The sequence below is a fragment of the Stenotrophomonas sp. C9D9 genome (assembly GCF_056491205.1).
In genome coordinates this window covers 1-19,438 of record NZ_JBSZIF010000006.1, presented here as the reverse complement: position 1 = coordinate 19,438, position 19,438 = coordinate 1, and the positions used below count along the sequence as shown (strand labels likewise).

Annotated in this window: 9 protein-coding genes and 5 pseudogenes; 5 read left to right on the top strand and 9 right to left on the bottom strand. The window is 67.0% G+C overall.

Going from position 1 to position 19,438, the window contains the following annotated elements; all coding sequences use genetic code 11:
* Window positions 1–6: 6 nt before the first annotated feature.
* The 4 genes and pseudogenes from ACXI0D_RS15530 (at window position 7) to lpdA (ending at window position 6,663) form a co-directional block, all read left to right on the top strand.
* Window positions 7–903, top strand: a complete 897-nt coding sequence (locus tag ACXI0D_RS15530; RefSeq protein WP_458219943.1) for a GNAT family N-acetyltransferase — start codon at window positions 7–9, stop codon at window positions 901–903.
* A gap of 186 nt (window positions 904–1,089) precedes the next feature.
* Window positions 1,090–3,920: pseudogene (locus ACXI0D_RS15525) on the top strand (2-oxoglutarate dehydrogenase E1 component).
* A gap of 40 nt (window positions 3,921–3,960) precedes the next feature.
* Window positions 3,961–5,163, top strand: coding sequence for a dihydrolipoyllysine-residue succinyltransferase (gene sucB, locus ACXI0D_RS15520; RefSeq protein ID WP_119006510.1), 1,203 nt, complete (start codon window positions 3,961–3,963; stop codon window positions 5,161–5,163).
* A gap of 63 nt (window positions 5,164–5,226) precedes the next feature.
* Complete coding sequence (gene lpdA, locus ACXI0D_RS15515; RefSeq protein WP_479642773.1) at window positions 5,227–6,663, top strand: dihydrolipoyl dehydrogenase; 1,437 nt, start codon at window positions 5,227–5,229, stop codon at window positions 6,661–6,663.
* Between the two features lie 139 nt (window positions 6,664–6,802).
* Here the strand turns inward: lpdA and ACXI0D_RS15510 are convergent, their stop codons facing one another.
* Window positions 6,803–7,699, bottom strand: a complete 897-nt coding sequence (locus ACXI0D_RS15510; RefSeq protein WP_233490792.1) for a LysR family transcriptional regulator — start codon at window positions 7,697–7,699, stop codon at window positions 6,803–6,805.
* A gap of 123 nt (window positions 7,700–7,822) precedes the next feature.
* On the opposite strand from ACXI0D_RS15510, the gene gstA reads away from it, so the two are divergent.
* Window positions 7,823–8,425, top strand: coding sequence for a glutathione transferase GstA (gene gstA / locus ACXI0D_RS15505; protein ID WP_101765776.1), 603 nt, complete (start codon window positions 7,823–7,825; stop codon window positions 8,423–8,425).
* 25 nt (window positions 8,426–8,450) lie between these two features.
* Here gstA and ACXI0D_RS15500 read toward each other — a convergent pair whose 3' ends face one another.
* The 8 genes and pseudogenes from ACXI0D_RS15500 to ACXI0D_RS15465 all read right to left on the bottom strand — a co-directional run.
* On the bottom strand, window positions 8,451–8,699 hold the full coding sequence (locus tag ACXI0D_RS15500) for a hypothetical protein (protein ID WP_101765777.1): 249 nt from the start codon (window positions 8,697–8,699) through the stop codon (window positions 8,451–8,453).
* The gene (locus ACXI0D_RS15495) at window positions 8,696–8,908 is read right to left on the bottom strand and encodes a hypothetical protein (protein WP_049438118.1); all 213 of its coding nucleotides are present in this window, start codon (window positions 8,906–8,908) and stop codon (window positions 8,696–8,698) included. The genes ACXI0D_RS15500 and ACXI0D_RS15495 overlap by 4 nt, the downstream gene beginning before the upstream one ends.
* 167 nt (window positions 8,909–9,075) lie before the next feature.
* A pseudogene (locus ACXI0D_RS15490) lies at window positions 9,076–10,577 on the bottom strand (alkaline phosphatase D family protein).
* Window positions 10,578–10,663: 86 nt separating this feature from the next.
* Window positions 10,664–12,907, bottom strand: coding sequence for a TonB-dependent receptor family protein (locus tag ACXI0D_RS15485; RefSeq protein WP_479642772.1), 2,244 nt, complete (start codon window positions 12,905–12,907; stop codon window positions 10,664–10,666).
* 173 nt (window positions 12,908–13,080) lie between these two features.
* Window positions 13,081–14,510, bottom strand: a pseudogene (locus ACXI0D_RS15480) (replicative DNA helicase).
* Between the two features lie 347 nt (window positions 14,511–14,857).
* Window positions 14,858–15,416, bottom strand: a pseudogene (locus ACXI0D_RS15475) (NADPH-dependent FMN reductase).
* A 66-nt stretch (window positions 15,417–15,482) separates the two neighbouring features.
* Window positions 15,483–17,423, bottom strand: a complete 1,941-nt coding sequence (asnB, locus tag ACXI0D_RS15470; RefSeq protein WP_119006512.1) for an asparagine synthase (glutamine-hydrolyzing) — start codon at window positions 17,421–17,423, stop codon at window positions 15,483–15,485.
* 3 nt (window positions 17,424–17,426) lie between these two features.
* Window positions 17,427–19,438: pseudogene (locus ACXI0D_RS15465) on the bottom strand (transketolase C-terminal domain-containing protein); the annotation flags it as partial.

Here is a 19,438-nt window from a genome sequence, read left to right as displayed (position 1 = left end):
ATCGCCATGATCCGGGTCCAGCAGGTCAGCCACGCCGATGCCCACGTCGCCATCCACGAGGTGCGCCAACGCGTGTTCGTGCAGGAACAGGGCATCGCCGCCGAGCTGGAACGCGATGCGCTGGACCCGGTCAGCGCCCATGTGCTGGCGCTGGACAGTGACGGCCAGCCGGTCGGCACCGGCCGGCTGGCCCCGGACGGTCGCATCGGCCGCATGGCCGTGCTGGCCAGCCATCGCAGCAACGGTGTCGGCGAGGCCCTGTTGGAGGCACTGGTCGAGGCTGGGCGCAGGCTCGGCCTGGCCGAACTGCACCTGCACGCCCAGCTGCCGGCCCGCGATTTCTATGCCCGCCAGGGCTTCCTGCCCGAGGGCGAGGTGTTCGAGGAGGCCGGCATCGGCCACCAGCAGATGCGCCGCCGGCTGGGCGCGGCCAGCGCCATCGACAGCCGCGCCGAGGCGGTGGCCATCACCACCGCCATCATCCACCGCGCCCGCCGCCAGCTGTGGCTGCACAGCCGCCAGCTGGACCCCGGACTGCTTGACGCACCGCCGGTGCAGGCCGCCCTGCGCCGCTTCGTCACCGCCCGTCACGACAAGCAGCTGCGGGTGATCGTGCACGACGCGGCCGCGATCGCCGCTGCCGGCGCGCCGCTGCTGGCGCTGGCCCAGCGCCTGCCCAGCGTGATCCAGTTCCGCGAGGTCAGCGACCCGATCGACCGCGCGCTGGCCTCGGCGTGCCTGCTCAACGATGCGGGCGACTTCTACTTTCGTCTGATCGGCCATCGCCTCGACGGCGAGGCCGGCATCGCGCTGCCTGCACGTTCGCAGCCGTTCGAGCAGCAATTGCAGCGCGTCTGGGACCGTTCGCGCGATTGCAGCGAACTGCGTGCGCTCGGCATCTGAGCGCGCGCCACCGCGCCAACCTGTCTGGGAGCGGCACCGGGGGACGCACGATGCCTCGGGTGGTGCCCCTTCGTGTCCGGTTGGGGGTACAATTTGGCTGTTTGAACGCGCCCGTGCATGGCTATTCATCTTCGTGCCGGGTCCTTCTGAAGCCATACCCCACAAAGCGAATCAACACCCTCCATCGTGGACAATCAACTGAAGCAGTTTGCGCAATCTTCGCAACTCGCCGGCGGCAACGCCTCCTATGTCGAGGACCTGTACGAGCAGTACCTGGTCTCCCCGGATAGTGTCGATCCCAAATGGAAAACCTACTTCGACGGCTTCAAGGGCCGCGAAGCAGGTGACATTCCGCACTCGGCCGTCATCTCCCACATCGCGGACGCGGCCAAGGATGCGCTGAAAGCCGGCACCGGCAATGGTGCGGGCGACGAGCGCGAGCGCAATGTCGGTCGTCTGATCACCGCCTACCGTTCGCGCGGCCACCTGGACGCCCGCCTCGATCCGCTGGGCCTGGCCGCGCCGGTCAACACCCCGGACCTGGGCCTGCCGTTCCACAGCCTGTCCGATGGCGACCTCAACAGCGAGTTCAGCACCGGCGGCGTCGGCGGCCAGCCGCGCATGAAGCTGCGCGACCTGCTGGCACGCCTGAAGGCGACCTACACCGGCTCGATCGGTGCGGAGTTCATGCACATCTCGGAGGTCGAGCAGCGCCAGTGGATCTACAAGAAGCTGGAAGCGGCCGGTGGCAACTACCAGCTGGACGCTGACACCCAGCGCCGCACCCTGGAGCGCCTGACCGCGGCCGAAGGCCTGGAGCGCTACCTGCACACCAAGTACGTCGGCCAGAAGCGCTTCTCGCTGGAAGGCGGCGACTCGCTGATCCCGATGATGGACACCATCATCCGCAGCGCCGGCAAGGATGGCGTCAAGGACGTGGTGATCGGCATGGCCCACCGCGGCCGCCTGAACGTGCTGGTCAACACCCTGGGCAAGAACCCGCGCAAGCTGTTCGACGAATTCGAAGGCAAGTTCGAACACGACGAGCACGCGTCGGCCGGTGACGTGAAGTACCACATGGGCTTCTCCGCCGACGTCGCCACCGACGGCGGCCCGGTGCACCTGGCGCTGGCGTTCAACCCGTCGCACCTGGAAATCGCCGACCCGGTCGTGGCCGGTTCCGTGCGTTCGCGCCAGGAGCGCCGCAAGGACACCGCACGCAAGCAGGTCATGCCGATCCTGATCCACGGCGACGCGGCCTTCTCCGGCCAGGGCGTGGTCATGGAACTGTTCCAGATGTCGCAGGCCCGCGGCTTCGCCGTCGGCGGCACCGTGCACATCGTGGTCAACAACCAGGTCGGCTTCACCACCTCCAACCCGCTGGATACGCGCTCCACGCGCTATGCCACCGACGTGGCGAAGATGATCGCCGCACCGGTGCTGCACGTGAATGGCGATGATCCGGAAGCCGTGGTGTTCGCCGCACAGCTGGCCTTCGAGTTCCGCCAGACGTTCGCCAAGGACGTGGTCATCGACCTGATGTGCTACCGCCGTTGGGGCCACAACGAGGCCGACGAACCGGCGATCACCCAGCCGCTGATGTACCAGGTGATCCGCAAGCACGCCACCACCCGCGAGATGTACGCCGAGCAGCTGGAAAAGGCGGGCGTGATCGCCGCCGGTGCCGGCAAGGCGATGGTCGATGCCTACCGTGAGAAGCTGGACGCCGGTGAAGTGACCACCGAGCTGGCCAAGGTCGAGAAGACTCCGCCGACCAGCCCGCTGTTCGTCGACTGGCCGAAGCTGCTGGAAGGCAAACTGTCCGATCCGGTCTCGACCAAGGTCGAGAAGAACAAGCTGGTCGAGCTGGCCAAGCTGATCAACACCATTCCGGACGAAGTGCAGCTGCATTCGCGCGTGGCCAAGGTCTACGACGACCGCCGCAAGATGGCCGCCGGCGAGATCCCGGGCGACTGGGGCTTTGCCGAGAACCTGGCGTACGCCACCCTGCTCGACGAAGGCAGTGCCCTGCGTCTGGTCGGCCAGGACGTCGGCCGCGGCACGTTCACGCACCGCCACGCGATCCTGCACGACCAGAAGACCGACAACTACTACATGCCGCTGCGGCAGCTGGTGGATTCGCCGGAGAAGGCCACCGTCATCGATTCGCTGCTGAGCGAAGAAGCGGTGATGGCCTATGAGTACGGCTTCTCCACCACCGATCCGAACACGCTGTGCATCTGGGAAGGCCAGTTCGGCGACTTCGCCAACGGTGCCCAGGTCGTCATCGACCAGTTCATCGCCGCCGGTGAAGCCAAGTGGGGCCGCATCTCCGGCCTGACCCTGCTGCTGCCGCATGGCTATGAAGGTCAGGGCCCGGAACACAGCTCGGCGCGCCTGGAGCGCTTCCTGCAGCTGTGCGCGCTGGAGAACATGCTGGTGGTCGTGCCGTCGACCCGGCACAGGCCTTCCACATGCTGCGCCGCCAGCTGCACCTGACCACCCGCAAGCCGCTGGTGGTGATGTCGCCGAAGTCGCTGCTGCGCCACAAGCTGGCCGTGTCGACCCTGGACGAACTGGCCAACGGCGAGTTCCAGCACCTGATCGGCGACGCCAACGCGGACGCCAAGAAGGTCAAGCGCGTGGTGCTGTGCTCGGGCAAGGTCTACTACGACCTGCTGGAAGACCAGACCAAGCGTGGCCAAGACGACGTGGCGATCATCCGCGTGGAGCAGCTGTACCCGTTCCCGCGTGCGCTGCTGGCTGCCGAACTGAAGAAGTACGGCAAGGCCACCGACGTGGTGTGGACGCAGGAAGAACCGCAGAACCAGGGTGCGCGGTACCAGATCCGCCACCACCTGCAGTTCTGCCTGGCCGATGGCCAGAACCTGCACTACGCCGGTCGCGCACGTTCGGCTTCGCCGGCTGCCGGTCACATGGCTGACCACGTCCGCGAACAGCAGCAGCTGGTCGCCGATGCACTGGTCAACCCGTTCAACGACACGTTCGCTGAATAATCCTCCCCCTATTTAGAAGACAAACCAGGAAGCTCCCGCAATGGCCACCGAAGTCAAAGCCCCGGTACTGCCCGAATCCGTCGCCGACGGCACCATCGCCACCTGGCACAAGAAGGTGGGCGACGCCGTCAAGCGCGACGAAAACCTGCTTGACCTGGAAACCGACAAGGTCGTCCTGGAAGTGCCGTCGCCGGTCGACGGCGTGCTCAAGGAAATCAAGTTCGCCGAAGGCTCGACCGTGACCTCCAGCCAGGTCGTGGCGATCATCGAGGAAGGCGCCGTCGCTGCTGCCCCGGCTCCGGCCGCTGAAGCCGCTCCGGCTGCCGCTGCTGCCCCGGCCGCCGCGGCTCCGGCCGCTGCCGCCGCTCCGGCCCCGGCTGCCAAGTCGGCCGCCGACGCGCTGCCGCCGGGCGCCCGCTTCACCGCTATCACGGAAGGCGTGAACCCGGCCGACGTCGACGGCACCGGCCGTCGCGGCGCGGTGACCAAGGAAGACATCGTCAACTTCGCCCGCAACGGCGGCGCCGGCAAGGCCGGTGGCGCACGTCCGGAAGAACGCGTGCCGATGACCCGCATCCGCAAGCGCATCGCCGAGCGCCTGATGGAGTCGAAGAACTCCACCGCCATGCTGACCACCTTCAACGAAGTCGACCTGTCCAAGGTGTCGGCCGCGCGCAAGGAACTGCAGGACGAGTTCGTCAAGGCACACGACATCAAGCTGGGCTTCATGAGCTTCTTCGTGAAGGCCGCTGCCAACGCGCTGCAGCGCTTCCCGCTGGTCAACGCCTCGATCGACGGCGACGACATCATCTACCACGGCTACTCGGACATCTCGATCGCCGTGTCGACCGAGAAGGGCCTGGTCACGCCGGTGCTGCGCAACGTCGAACGCATGTCGTTCGCCGACATCGAGAAGACCATCGCCGACTACGCCAAGAAGGCGCGTGACGGCAAGCTGAGCCTGGAAGAACTGCAGGGCGGCACCTTCACCGTGACCAACGGCGGCACCTTCGGTTCGCTGCTGTCGACCCCGATCATCAACCCGCCGCAGAGCGCCATCCTGGGCATGCACGCCATCAAGGAGCGTCCGATCGCCCAGAACGGCCAGGTCGTGATCGCGCCGATGATGTACCTGGCGCTGTCGTACGACCACCGCATCATCGACGGCAAGGACTCGGTGCAGTTCCTGGTGGACATCAAGAACCAGCTGGAAAACCCGGGCCGCATGCTGTTCGGCCTGTAAGAAACCTCCCGCCCCTCCGCGCCTGCGCGGAGGGGTTCTGGTAATGCATCAAGGAATAATTCAATGGCTGAACAATTCGACGTCGTCGTCATCGGTGCCGGCCCGGCCGGTTACCACGCTGCCATCCGCGCGGCCCAGCTGGGCCTGAAGACCGCCTGCATCGACGCAGCGCTGGGCAAGGACGGCAAGCCGGCGCTGGGCGGCACCTGCCTGCGCGTGGGCTGCATCCCGTCCAAGGCGCTGCTGGATTCCTCGCGCCAGTTCTGGAACATGGGCCACATCTTTGGCGACCACGGCATCAGCTTCAAGGATGCCAAGATCGACGTCGAGGCGATGGTTGGCCGCAAGGACAAGATCGTCAAGCAGTTCACCGGCGGCATCGGCATGCTGTTCAAGGCCAACAAGGTCGCCGCCTACTACGGTTTTGGCGAACTGAAGCCGGGCAACGTGGTCAAGGTCACCCAGCATGACGGTTCCATCGTCGAGCTGAAGGGCACCAACGTCATCATCGCCGCCGGTTCGGATTCGATCGAACTGCCGTTCGCCAAGTTCGACGGCGAGACCATCGTCGACAACGTCGGCGGCCTGGACTTCACCGAAGTGCCGAACCGCCTGGCCGTGATCGGCGCCGGCGTGATCGGCCTGGAACTGGGCAGCGTGTGGAAGCGCCTGGGCGCTGAAGTCACCATCCTGGAAGCACTGCCGGAGTTCCTGGCCGTGGCCGACGCCGAAGTGGCCAAGACCGCTGCCAAGGAATTCAAGAAGCAGGGCCTGGACATCCGCCTCGGCGCCAAGGTCTCCAAGACCGAGATCACCGGCAAGGGCAAGAAGAAGGAAGTCGTTGTCACCTACACCGACAGCGAAGGCGAAAAGACCCTGACCGTGGACAAGCTGCTGGTGGCCGTTGGCCGTCGCGCCGCCACCAAGGGCCTGCTGGCCGAAGGCACCGGCGTCAAGATCAACGAGCGCGGCCAGATCGAAGTCGACGCGCACTGCCACACCGGCGTCAACGGCGTGTGGGCGGTCGGCGACTGCGTGCGCGGCCCGATGCTGGCGCACAAGGGCTTCGAGGAAGGCATCGCGGTGGCCGAGCTGATCGCCGGCCTGCCGGGCCACGTCAACTTCGACACCATCCCGTGGGTCATCTACACCGAGCCGGAACTGGCGTGGGTCGGCAAGACCGAAGCCCAGCTGAAGGCCGAAGGCATTCCGTACAAGGCCGGCAGCTTCCCGTTCGCCGCCAACGGCCGTGCCGTGGCGATGATCGAGCCGGCTGGCTTCGTGAAGATCCTGGCCCATGCCGAAACCGATCGCATCCTCGGCATGCACCTGGTCGGCGCCAACGTCTCCGAACTGGTGCACGAAGGCGTGCTGACCATGGAGTTCAGCGGCTCGGCCGATGACCTGGCCCGCATCTGCCACGCCCACCCGTCGCTGTCGGAAGTGATCCACGACGCGGCGATGGCGGTCAGCAAGCGCGCCATCCACAAGGCGAACTGATCTGCATCCGGGTAGGCGCCGACCGTTGGTCGGCACGCGCCTGCAAACAAAGAACCCCGCCTCGGCGGGGTTTTTTGTTGCCCGCACCCCTGCCGGGCAGCTGACGCCCCCGCGCTCGGGCTCCCCGCCGGTAGCGGGCTCACGCTGATCCAGACGCACTGCCCGCAACGGCCGTGGCCAGCTCCTGCATGAAGACCTGCGTTGCACGCGATGCGCGACCCGCCGGCGAACAGACCAGGCCAAACAATCGACGGATGGCCGGCTTCACCGGCAGCACGCGCAGGCCGTGGAGATCGTCCGGCAACGTCGATTCCGGCACCAGCGAGACGCCCAGTCCCTCGCGCGCCAGCACGCACGCGCTGGCCCAGTCGCGCACGGTCACCCGTACGTCGCTCAGCTGTAGACCAGCGTCCGCCATCAAGCGCTGACCGTTCACCGCACAGCCCCCTGTTGCGAGGATGAAGGGTTCGCCCGCCAGCTCGCTCAAGGCCACCCCGCTTTCCGTGGCGCGACGCCCCAGCGGATGCGCCTGCGGCAGCACCGCCATCCACCCATCGCTGCCCAGCATCAACGGGACGCGATCGGCAGCGGGGTTCATCACCACGCCGGCATCGACCGTGCCCGATTCGAGCCAGCGCTCGACCTCCTCGTCCGTACCCTCCACGATCACCACCTCGATGCCCGGGTGGCGGCGCTGGAAATCCCGCAGCAGCGCTGGCAGCACGCTGGAAACGAGTGACGGGAAGGTCGCCAGACGGATGCGTGCGCCACTGAACCCCTGGCTGTCATCGGCCAGCGCACGGATCGCCTGCAGGCCGCCCAGCATGATGCGTGCGTGTTCGATCACCCGCTGCCCGAGCGCAGTGATCTCCACCTGGCGCCGCTCGCGCACGAACACCGCAAACCCCAATGAGGATTCCAGCTGGGCCAGGGCCTGGCTGGCACCGGACTGGCTGATGCCGACCCGGTCAGCGCCGCGCGAGATGGTTCCCTCGTCAGCCACCGCAACCAGCAGGCGCCAATGGGCAAGATTCATCATGACTGGCAGTAGCCCAGCTTATGGCAAGAAAATCGAAGATTGATTTTACCGGATACCGCTCGCACAGCAGACTGCCTCGCATCGGCTGGCCCAGCCGTCCTTTCCCCCTCGAGACCGTCCATGAAGCTGTACTACGCGCCCTACACCTGCTCGCTGTCGCCCCATATCGTGCTGCGTGAGCTCGGCCTGCCCTTCGAGCTGATCAAGGTCGACAACGCCAGCAAGCAGACCGCCGATGGCCGCGATTTCCGCACCATCAACCGCAAAGGCTATGTCGCGGCGCTGGAACTGGATGACGGACAGGTGCTGACCGAAGGCCCGGCCATCGTCCAGTACCTGGCCGACCTGAAACCCGGATGCGCGCTGGCGCCGCCCGCCGGCAGCTGGGAGCGGGTGCGACTGCAGGAGTGGTTGAACTTCGTGACCAGCGAGATCCACGCCGGCTCGGCGCCGCTGTTCAACGCCGATCTGCCGGAAGCGGCCAAAGCCTTCTTCCGGCAGAAGCTGTTCAAGCGTTTCGACCTGCTGCAGGAGACGTTGGCAACGCAGGACTTCCTGATGGGGCCCGACTTCAGCGTGGTCGATGCCTACCTGTTTACGGTGCTGGGTTGGTGCCGCTTCTTCTCCATCGATCTGGCGCCGTGGCCGGCCCTGCCTGCCTATGTCCGCAGGATCAACGCACGACCGGCCGTGCAGGCGGCGCTGCGTGCCGAGGCAGCATGAGGTGGAGCCGAGCATGGGCTCGGCTCTACACCTTCCCAGTGGGCTTCTTCGGCGGATCCTCACAGACCCTGTGCTGCACAACCGTATCGCCGACCTTCCATTCCTTCGCGACCCTGCAGCGCTCCTTGGCCTTCTGCACAGAGACCGCTGCAGCGTTCGCCTCATCGGCAGCGGCGGTCTGCTGGCGTTCCAGCCACACCGAGGGCGGCGCTGGAGGTGCGGCCAGTACCGGGGCCGCCAACAGGGCCAGACCGACCAGCAGCACCCTCCTCATGCGGGAACCACCCGACCACCGAGCAACCGCGCCGGCAGCATGAACAGCGCGCGCAGGAAGGCGAACAGCGCCGAGAAGGTGATGCCGACCAGGCGGAACGGCAGGCTCAGCAGCCACACGAACGGCCAGGCGATCAGGGCGAGGATCGCCAGCGGCCAGCACAGCACGAACAGCAGGCACCACACACCGAGCGCGAACAGGGTCTTCATCACGGTCTCCTTGGGGCGGCACCCTGCCGCCTGCGGACACCTTGGCGCCCCGCCCAGGCCGCCCGCAAACGGTTTGCGACGAAACCCGGGCTGGGAGCGATGAAACCAGTGGTTAATGCGGTTGCCGGCCAGCGGCCGGCACTACCCGCCATCGATCAGGATCGGATTCACACCGGGACTGCGCCCGGGCGGCCGTGGGTCACCTGGAAACGCGCCGCTGTACGCACCGCCGCATCCGGGCGCAGCACGCTGTCGGCGAAGCGCAGCTCGGCGTCCATGGTCTGCCGGTTCAGCTGCAGCTTCCACCAGCCACGGCGGTCGCCGTCGAAATAGCGGATATGCGGATTCTGCGGTATCGACGGCCCGTAGTACGGGCCATAGGGCGTATCGTCGCCGCCACTGCTGATTGCCGGGGCGATGAATTCGGTGGCCACGACCGGCGCACTGGCCGCGTCGAAATCCAGCTTCAGATCGTTGACGAAAGAGGAATGCCAGTCACCGCCCAGCACGATGGCATTGCCCTGCCCGCCGCCTGCATCGCCTGCAGCAACCGGTTGCGTGCGGCGGGATAGCCATCCCAGGCGTCGTTCCAGAAGCGCTCGCGTGGCGTGCCGCCGTCCAGCCGCAGCTGCGCCATCAACAGCTGCTGCACCACCACGTTCCAGCGCGTGCCTTGCGCGGCGGCCATCGACTGCGCGAACCACGCTTCCTGGCCCACGCCGAGCATGCTCATGCGCGGGTCCAGTGCGGCATCACAGCGTGGCGACTCGCCGACGCCACAGGGATTGGCCGGGCGGAACTGGCGGCAATCGAGCAGCGTCAGCTGTGCCAGGTCGCCATAGCGCAGGCGCCGGTGCACGCGCAGGCCGCCATTGCCCGCCGGCGAGCTGCGCATCGGCAGGTGTTCGTAGAACGCGCGATAGGCTGCCGCACGACGCACGATGAAATCTTCGGTCGATACGCCGGGCTTTTCCGGGTGGATGCCGGAGTAATCGTTCTGCACTTCATGGTCGTCCCAGATCACCGCGAACGCGTGTGCGGCGTGCGCGGCCTGTAGATCCGGATCGAGTTTGTACAGCGCGTACTGGTCACGGTAGCGCTCCAGGCTGACGGTCTCGCCGCTGAAGCGCTCGGCATCCAACGCGCGACCACGCGCGTTCTGCAGCGGGCTGTACTCGTACAGGTAGTCACCGGCATGCAGCACCAGGTCAACATCACTCTTCGCGATATCACGCAGGACCGGGTAGTAGCCACTGTTCCAGGCCTGGCAGGTGCACAGGGCCAGCCGCAGCTGCTGCAGTTGCGTGTCCAGCAGCGGCGCGGTGCGGAAGTGGCCGACCGCGCTTTCCTCATCGCCGTCGCAGGCAAAACGGTAGTAGTAGTCGCGGCCTGGGCGCAGTCCGTTGACCTCCACGTGCACCGAGTGGGCCAGCTCGGGCACCGCGGCCGCAGTCCCCCGCTGCACCAGCCGGCGCATGCCGGGGTCTTCGGCCACGAACCAGCGCACCGGCACCGCCCGCGACGGCATGCCGCCGCCATTGAGCGGGTCCGGTACCAGCCGCGTCCACAACACGGCCCCCTGTGGATCCGGATCACCGGCGGCGACACCGAGGGTGAACGGATCGCGCCCCAGCCGCGGCCGTGGGCCGGCCGTGGCCAGCCCCGGCATCGCCGCCAGCGCGATCGCCGCCCCCGTGCCCTGCCACGCCATGCGCAGCAGACGACGACGGCGTTCCGGATCGACAGGCCCGCGCATCAGAAGCGCACGGTGGCGGTAGCCATCACCTGGCGCGGCGCACCGACCTGCATGGTCGCCAGGCTGCGGGTCGGGTCGGCGGCGTAGGTGCCGTTGGTGTTGATCGAAGACAGGTAGCGCTTGTCGGTCAGGTTGGTCAGGTTCAACGCCACGGTCAGGTTCTGCGCCGGGCCGAGCTTGCCGAAGTCATAGGCCACCGAAGCGTTGACCAGCCAGTAGCTCGGCACCGATACATCATTGGTGTAGGTCACGTAGCGCTTGCCCACGTGGTTGGCCGACAGGCGCATGTCCCACGGGCCCGGGGTCCAGGCCAGGGTGCTGGCGAACATCCATTCCGGGGTGTCGACGGTCTTCTTGCCGCGGGTCGGCACCACGCCGTTGTTCACGTAGTCGTTGTCATAGGTGCTGTAATTCCAGGACAGCGCGTTGGACCACGACAGGTCCTGCATCGGCTTCAGCTGCAGCGTCGCCTCGGCGCCACGGCTGGTCACCGAACCCACGTTGGAGAACAGCGCCGGGCAACCGAGGATGCCCACGCACTGTGCGATCGCCAGCAGGCGGTTGTCGAACTTGACGTCGTACACCGCAACCGAGGCTTCATAGCCACGGCCGTAGCCACGCCAACCCAGCTCGATCGTGCGCGACTGTTCCGGCTTCAGGTTCTGCGCGCTGGCATCGAAGGCGGCCTGCGGCACGTTGAACGGACTGCCCACGCCCAGTGCATAGGCCGCGATGTTCTTGGCGAACGAACCAAAGATCTCGTTGCCTTCGTTGAGCTTGAAGTTGAAGCCGGCCTGCGGCAGGAAGCCCTTCTTCGAGGTCAGGCTGCTGTTGTTGGCATAGCTGCCCAGCGGCGTGCGCACGCTGGTGCGGGTGTGCGGCGACTTCGCACCGATGTCGATGGTCAGCCGGTCATCGAACAGGCGGAAGCGGTCCTGCACGTAGAACTGGCGGGTGATGGTGGTGTAGCGCTGGTGCCACACGCGCTGGTCCGGGTTGCGCAGGAAGAAGTCGTCGGTGATCGGGCCGTCGATGTAGTAGAAGTTGCGCTGCACGCTGTGGCCGTTGTCCTCGTACCAGAGACCGGCTTCCAGTTCGTGGCCGCCAACGTTCCAGGTGAACGCCGAGGTCACGCCGGTACGGTCGATCGCGTACTCGGTGGTGCGGATCGAGATCGGAATCTCGCGGCTGGTGCCCGGGTTGGACGGATTGGACGGGCTGAACCAGTGGCCCTGGCCACGGTTGCTGTGGTTGTAGACATTGACCTTCAACCGCATCGACTCGTTCAGGCCGAAATCGCCGGCGATGCTGGACAGGTCATCGTTGCGCAGGCCGTGGCCGGAGTAGTACGCATCCCACGGGCTGTTGACGCCGCCGCTGAATTTCCCGCGTGCCGCGGCGACGGCGCGATCCCAGTCCGGCGCGTAGTTGTCCCAGTCCCAGCCGAGGCGATCGATCATCTCCAGCGACAGGTCCTGGTAATCGGCCTCGACGCGGCGCGAAGCGTTGAACAACGCGGTGATCCTGCTGTCTGTTCCGAAGTTGTAGGTGGCCTTGCCGTTGAACTGCTTCAGCTCCTGCGAGCCCTTGCCCTTCCACTTGTCGCCTTCCGAATACACGCCGGACAGGTAGGCGGCGAAGCCCTGGTGCTCACCGGTCTCCAGGCGCGCATAGCTGCGGCGCGCACTGTCACTGCCGAAGCCCTGCGCCAGCACCACGCCGTACTCGGTGGACGGATCGATCGAATAGAACTGGAACACGCCACCGAGGTTGCTGGTGGACGGCGTGCCCAGCGCGCCGATGCCGGTGGACACTTCGGCACCGCCCAGATTCTCGCTGATCACCGCACGGCTGATGTGCAGGCCGTTGCTGTTGCCATAGGCCATGTTGCCCAGCGGGATGCCATCGAGGGTGTAGCCCAGGCGGTTCTGGTTGAAGCCACGCAGGCTGATGGTGGTGGACCATTCGTAGGCGCCGGTGGCATCGGCCGACTCGAAGTGCACGCCCGGCTTGCTGGCCAGCAACTTCAGCGGGTTGGCACCGGGCGGCAGGATCTTCATGTCCTCGGCGGTCACGCGCTGCACCTGGCGGGCTTCGCCGCGGCCGATCACCGAGATCGAATCGAGGGTGGTGGCCGACGGTGCGTCGGTGGCGGGGGCGGTTTCAGCGGCAGCCAGCGACGGCAGCGAAGCACAGACCAGCAGGGCCAGCAGATTGCGGCGAAGCGGAGCGTGGGACGGCATGGAGGCGGATTCCTTGGGCACGCTGGACGCCGAAGGGCGGCGTCGAAGGGCAGCAGCGGCGGAATCGTAGAAGCGTCGCGTTACATGTCATTTACACGCCACATACGGAATTTTGGCGTTTCGGATGGTTTACCGGCCGTGGGGTGGTTGCCGGCCAGCGGCCGGCACTACGGTTACTCGAACGAGCCGACCGAATCGTGGGCCAGGTTGTCGAAGCGGGTGTACTCGCCGAAGAACTTCAGCTTGCACGAACCGGTCGGGCCACCACGGTGCTTGCCGATGATGATGTCGGCAGGCCCTTGTCCGGCGAGTTTTCCTTGTTGTAGTAGTCATCGCGGTAGATGAACACGATCATGTCCGCATCCTGCTCGATTGCGCCCGACTCACGAAGGTCAGCCATCACCGGGCGCTTGTCGGTACGCGTTTCCAGCGAGCGGTTGAGCTGTGACAGCGCGATCACCGGCACATTCAGTTCCTTGGCCAGGCCCTTCAGCGAACGCGAGATCTCCGAGATTTCGGTCGCGCGGTTCTCGCTGTTGCCCGGCACGCTCATCAGCTGCAGGTAGTCGATCACGATCAGGCCGAGATCATGCTCGCGCTTGAGGCGGCGGCACTTGGAGCGCAGCACTTCCGGCGACACGCCCGGCGTATCATCGATGAAGATCTTGGTTTCCTTCAGCATCTTGATCGCGCTGGTGACGCGGCTCCAGTCCTCGTCTTCCAGCTGGCCGGTGCGCAGGCGCTGCGCGTTGATGCGGCCATTGGAGGAAATCAGGCGCATCGCCAGCTGCGATGCCGACATTTCCATCGAGAACACCGCCACGCCCTTCTTCGACTTGATCGCCGCGTACTCGGCGATGTTCAGCGCGAAGGTGGTCTTGCCCATGGCCGGGCGCGCCGCGAGGATGATCAGGTCGGTCGGCTGCAGGCCGGCGGTCATCGCATCGAAATCGTTGTAACCGGTCGGCAGGCCGGTGATGTTGCCGCCGTTCTCGAAGCGGTTGCGCAGCTCCTCGAAGGCATCCTTCAGTGCACCCGGCATGGCCACGAAATCGGTACGGCCACGCGCGCCCTGTTCGGCGATGGCGAACACGCTCTTTTCCGCCGAGGCCAGCAGCTCGCTGCTGTCACGCCCTTCGGGCTGGAAACCGTCGTTGACGATGTCGGTGCCGACCTGGATCAGCTGCCGCAGCACCGCCTTGTCGCGCACGATCTCGGCGTAGGCCACGATATTGGCGGCCGACGGCGTGGTACTGGCCAGTTCGATCAGGTAGGCGCCGTCGCCAACGAGTTCCATCTTGCCCTGCGATTCAAACCACTCGCCCAGGGTCACCGCATCGAACGGCCGTTCGCGCTCGGACAGCTCGCGGATCGCCCGGTAGATCATCTGGTGATCGCGACGATAGAAGTCGCCTTCGGTCAGCTGGTCGTTGACCCGGTCATACGCCTCGGGCGCCAGCATCAGGCCACCCAGCACCGCCTGCTCGGCCTCCACCGAATGCGGCGGTACCCGCAACTGGTCGATGCGCGACTCGTCGCGATCGCGATCGAAGCCATCACCGCGCTCTCTGCGGTTGGAACGGAAGCCGGGACGAGCGGACATGCTGCGGTGTTTCCTGCAAAAGTGGGCCAGACGAGTGTAGGCATGCGCCGCCCCCGGCGGCCATGGACAAGCCTGTGGATAAGCCGTGGAGAAACGGGGGATATCCGCCGGCGCCTGGCCAGACTGGCGTGGGGGCGTCGCACTGCCTGCGACAGGCGCCATTGCGGCACCCGAGCGGAGCATTATCGCAGATCAGGCGACCCGGGTCGGAACCCGTGCAACATACGGGCTCTGGCCCGCCCTGCTGGGCGTGGGGTCAGAACCCGCCACTGCGCGACGGGATCCGACCCCGGGCATGGCTGGGGTCGGATCCCTCTGCGAAGCAGAGGGCTCTGACCCCATCGGTCTCAATCGCCCTTCACGTGTACCGCGATCAGCGCCAGGAACCGGTCCACGTAGCCCTGCAGGAACTTCTGCGTGCCCTCGTTGTGGATCGTGCCGTCGGCATCGATCAGTCCATCCTTGAAGTGGATGAACGCCTCGGGCTGGCCCAGCACGTGCATGTCCAGGAAGGCCAGGCTGTTGCGCAGGTGCTGCTGGGCCACGGCGGTACCGATCTGGCCGATGGAGGCGCCGATCACCGCCGCCGGCTTGCCGGCAAACGCACTGTCACCGTAGGGGCGCGAGCCGATATCGATGGCGTTCGAGTACGCCCGGCACCGACCGGTTGTACTCGGGGGTCACGAACAGCACCGCGTCGGCGGCGCGCACCTGGTTCTTCAGCCGGGTACCCTGCGGCGGATAGTGCGCGTCGAAGTCCTGGTCGTACAGCGGCAGGTCGCCGATCTGCACGTACTGGAAGCGCGCGCGATCGCCGGCGATCTTCTCCAGCGCATGGGCCAGCTTGCGGTTGCAGGAGTCCTTGCGCAGGCTGCCGACGAACACGGCGATGGTGGGGACGGACATCGGGACATACTCCTCACGGTGCGGGAGGCCCAGCCTAGTCGCCGGGCCCGTGCAGGCCGGTGAAGATCAACCGCCCGTGACGGTCGCGCGCACCTGCCGCCAATGCGCCTGCCAGGCCTGGAACATCAGCACGTTCCACAGATGGGTATGCCACTTGCGCTGCCCTCCCAGGAACTGCTGCCACAACGGCTGCACCGCCGCCGCCGACAGCACGCCCTCACGCTCCAGCCGCGCCGGCTGCAGCAGGTCCTCGGCCCAGGGCCGCAGGTCACCCTTCAGCCAATCGCTGACCGGTGCGCCGAAACCGCGCTTGGGACGGTGCACCATCGAATGCGGCACGTAACGACCCAGCACGCGCTTGAGCAACACCTTGCTGGTCGTCTCACTGCGCTTGAAGCCCAGCGGCAGCGACCAGGCGAACTCGGCCACGCGCCAGTCCAACAGCGGTGCGCGCGCCTCCAGGCTGACTGCCATCGAGGTGCGGTCGACCTTGCACAACAGGTCATCCGGCAGGTAGGTCACGAAATCGGCCAGCATCATCGCGTCGGCCGGCGTCCCCGCGCCGTGCAGCGGATCGGCCAGGTCGTAGAAGCTGCCGGCGGCCTGCGCGCCGGGCACCGCCGCGGCCGGGTCGCGCCAGCGCGAGATGCGGTTGCGGTAGACGTCGCCGATGCCACGTGCGCCGGTCTCGGCCAGCAGCGCGGCCAGGCCACCGGTCCGCGAGGACTCGCCCTGCTGCGCGCGTGCGCCCATCCAGCGCCGCAACGGCCCCGGCACGCGGCCGAGCATCTGCCAGTTGCGCAGCGCGCGTACATACCGGGTGTAGCCGAAGAACAGCTCATCGCCACCGTCGCCGGACAGCGCCACGGTCACCCCCTGCCGTGCCAGCCGGGCGACCAGCGCGGTCGGCACCTGCGACGCATCGGCAAAAGGCTCGTCGAACATCGCCGGCAACTGCGGCACCACCGCCAACGCGTCGGCACCGCTGACGTACAGCTCGGTGTGATCACAGCCCAGGTGGGCCGCCAGCTCCCTGGCCAGCGGCGCTTCGTCATGCCCCGAGTCGGTGAAGCCGATGCTGAAACTGTGCACCGGCTGCCCGCTCTGCGCCTGCATCAGCGCCGCCACCAGCGATGAATCGGTGCCACCGGACAGGAACACGCCAACCGGCACGTCGGCCACCATGCGCAGCGCCACCGCGTCGCGCAGCAGCGTGTCCAGCTGCTCCTCGGCGTCCTCGATGCGGCCCTGGAACGGAGCGGCCAACGCCGCCTGCATGCGCGCGCGCGCATCCCAGTACGGGCGCTGTGCCTGTTCCGGGCGATGTGCTGCGGCACCTGCAGCCACAGCCGCCGCGTCCAGGCGCAGCACGCGGCCCGGCATCAGCTTGTAGCAGCGCTGGTGGATGCTGTGCGGCGCGGGAATGTAGTCGAGCCGCAGCAGCAATGTGAGCGCATCGCGGTCGATGTCGTTGTCGAACGCCGGGTGCTGCCAGAGCGCCTTCAGTTCCGAACCGAACACCAGCGTGTCGCCGGCCCAGCCGTAGTACAGCGGCTTCTTGCCGACGCGGTCGCGGGCCAGCCACAGGCAACGCTCCTGGCGGTCCCACAGCGCGATGGCGAACATGCCGTTGCAGCGCTGCAGGGTGTCTTCCACGCCCCATTGCAGGATCGCCGCCAGCAGTACTTCGGTGTCGGAATGGCCGCGGAAGGCATGCCCCAGCGGCTCCAGTTCCTCACGCAGGGCGGCGAAGTTGTAGACCTCGCCGTTGTAGGCCATCACGTAGCGGCCGTCGGCCGAGGCCATCGGCTGGTGGCCCAGCGGGGACAGGTCGAGGATGCTCAGGCGCCGATGCGCCAGCGCGATGCCCGCCTCGGCATCGACCCAGCTGCCGCCATCATCCGGCCCGCGGTGGTGCAGCGCCTGGCCCATGGCCAGGGCCTGCGCCTGCAGCGCCTCGGCCGACGCCAGCGGCGCCGGCAACAACATTCCCGCCAATCCACACATGCATCAGGGTTCCTGCGCCAGGTCGAGGGCGGCGCCAATCACCGCATTGTCGCTTGGAAGCCCGAACATTGCTGCCCCCGCCAGTGGCGTGTAGGTGTCGGCACCACAGACCCGGCGCAACGGCAGATGGCCGAACCCCGCCTCGACCAGCGCGGTGACCACGCCCTCCCCCACCCCGCCACTGTGGCGACCTTCGTCCAGCACCAGCACCCGCCGAGCGCTGGCAGCCTGGGCGGCGATGAAGCCGGCGTCCAGCGGCACCAGCCAGCGCAGGTCGACCACCCGTACCTGCCAGCCCAGCTGCTGCTCGAGCGCCCGCGATGCGCGCAATGCCATCGGCACGCCGTTGCCATAGGTATAGATCACCAGGTCGCCGGCCTCCGGCGCATAGACCCGGCCCTCGCCCGGCACCAGTGCCTGGCCCTGTGCCGGATAGTCAAACAGCCACTGGCCATCACCCGCTTCGTGCAGGTCCTTGCTCATGTACAGCGCGATCGGCTCCAGGAACACCGCCACGCGTCCATCCACCCGCGCCAGTGCGGCCAGCGTGCGCAGCATCATCACCGCATCGTCGCCACGCGACGGGCAGCCCACCACCAGCCCGGGGATGTCGCGCAGCGCGGTGATCGAGTTGTCGTTGTGGAAGTGGCCACCGAAGCCCTTCTGGTAGCCCAGCCCGGCCACCCGCACCAGCATCGGGTTGCGGTACTGATCGTTGGAGAAGAACTGCAGCGAACACGCTTCGCCGCGCACCTGGTCGATGGCGTTGTGCAGGTAGGCCAGGTACTGGATCTCCGGAATCGGCAGCATGCCCAGGTTGGCCAGACCCTGCGCCATGCCCAGGATCATGGTCTCGTCCAGCAGGGTGTTGAACACCCGGCGTGGGCCGAAGCGGCGCAGCAGGTCCTTGGTGACGGTGTAGACACCGCCCTTCTGTGCGACGTCCTCACCGAACAGCAGGCTCTGCGGATACTTCGCCAGCAGTTCCTGCAGGGCATGGTTGATCTGGATCGCCAAGCGGCGTGGCGCCTGCCGTTCGGGCAAGGCCTCCGCACCGCCATACAGCGCTTCGCGTGTCCCGGCGGGCACCTCGCGCCGTGCTTCGGCCTGCACCGCAGCCGGCGTATAGGGCGCAAGCGGCTCCATCACTTCGCGCAGCGATTGCAGCTTCGGGCGTCCTTCGGCATCGGCGGCGGCGGCCATGCAGCGCGCACGCATCGTCTCGTAGGCCACCTCGATGGCGGCCGCATCCATCCAGCCCGATTCCATCGCAATCTGTGCCGAGCGCAGCAGCGGGTCCTGCGCCTCGGCCGCACACAGCTCCGGCAACGCGCGCCATTCCCCCACCTCGAAGTCGGTACCGGCGTGCCCCATCAGGCGCGTGGTGCGCAGATGCAGGAACGTCGGCCGCCGCGTACGCCGGCAGTGCTCCACCGCCGCCTGCACCTGGGCGTGTCCGGTGGCCAGGTCCAGACCATCGGCGAAGAAATAGTCCAGCCCCGGCTGGCGGCTGAAGCGTTCGGCAATCCAGCCTTCCGGCGTCTTCACCGAAATGCCCAGCCCGTTGTCCTCGCAGACGAACAGGATCGGCGCCGGCAGCTTCTGGTAGGCCGACCACATCGCGGTATTGAACGCGGTCTGCGCGGTGGCATGGTTGGCCAGGCGTCGCCGAACGAGCACAGCACGATGCTGTCGGCCGGAATCGGCAGTTCCTGGCCCAGCCGCTTGCCGCTTTCGATGGCGAGCGCGGTGCCCAGCGCTTTCGGCAGATGCGAGGCGATGGTCGAGGTCTGCGGCAGCACCCACAACGGTTTGCTGCCCCACACCTTGTGGCGCCCCCCGCTGGCCGGGTCATCGGCGCTGGCAGCAAAGGACAGCGCGGCATCGCGCAGTGGGTCGATCCCCGGCACCTGGCGCGAACGCTCGGCCATGAAGGCTCCGGAGCGATAATGCAGGAATGCCGGGTCGGTATGCCGGCAGGCCCGCGCCAACAGCGCATTGCCTTCGTGGCCGGA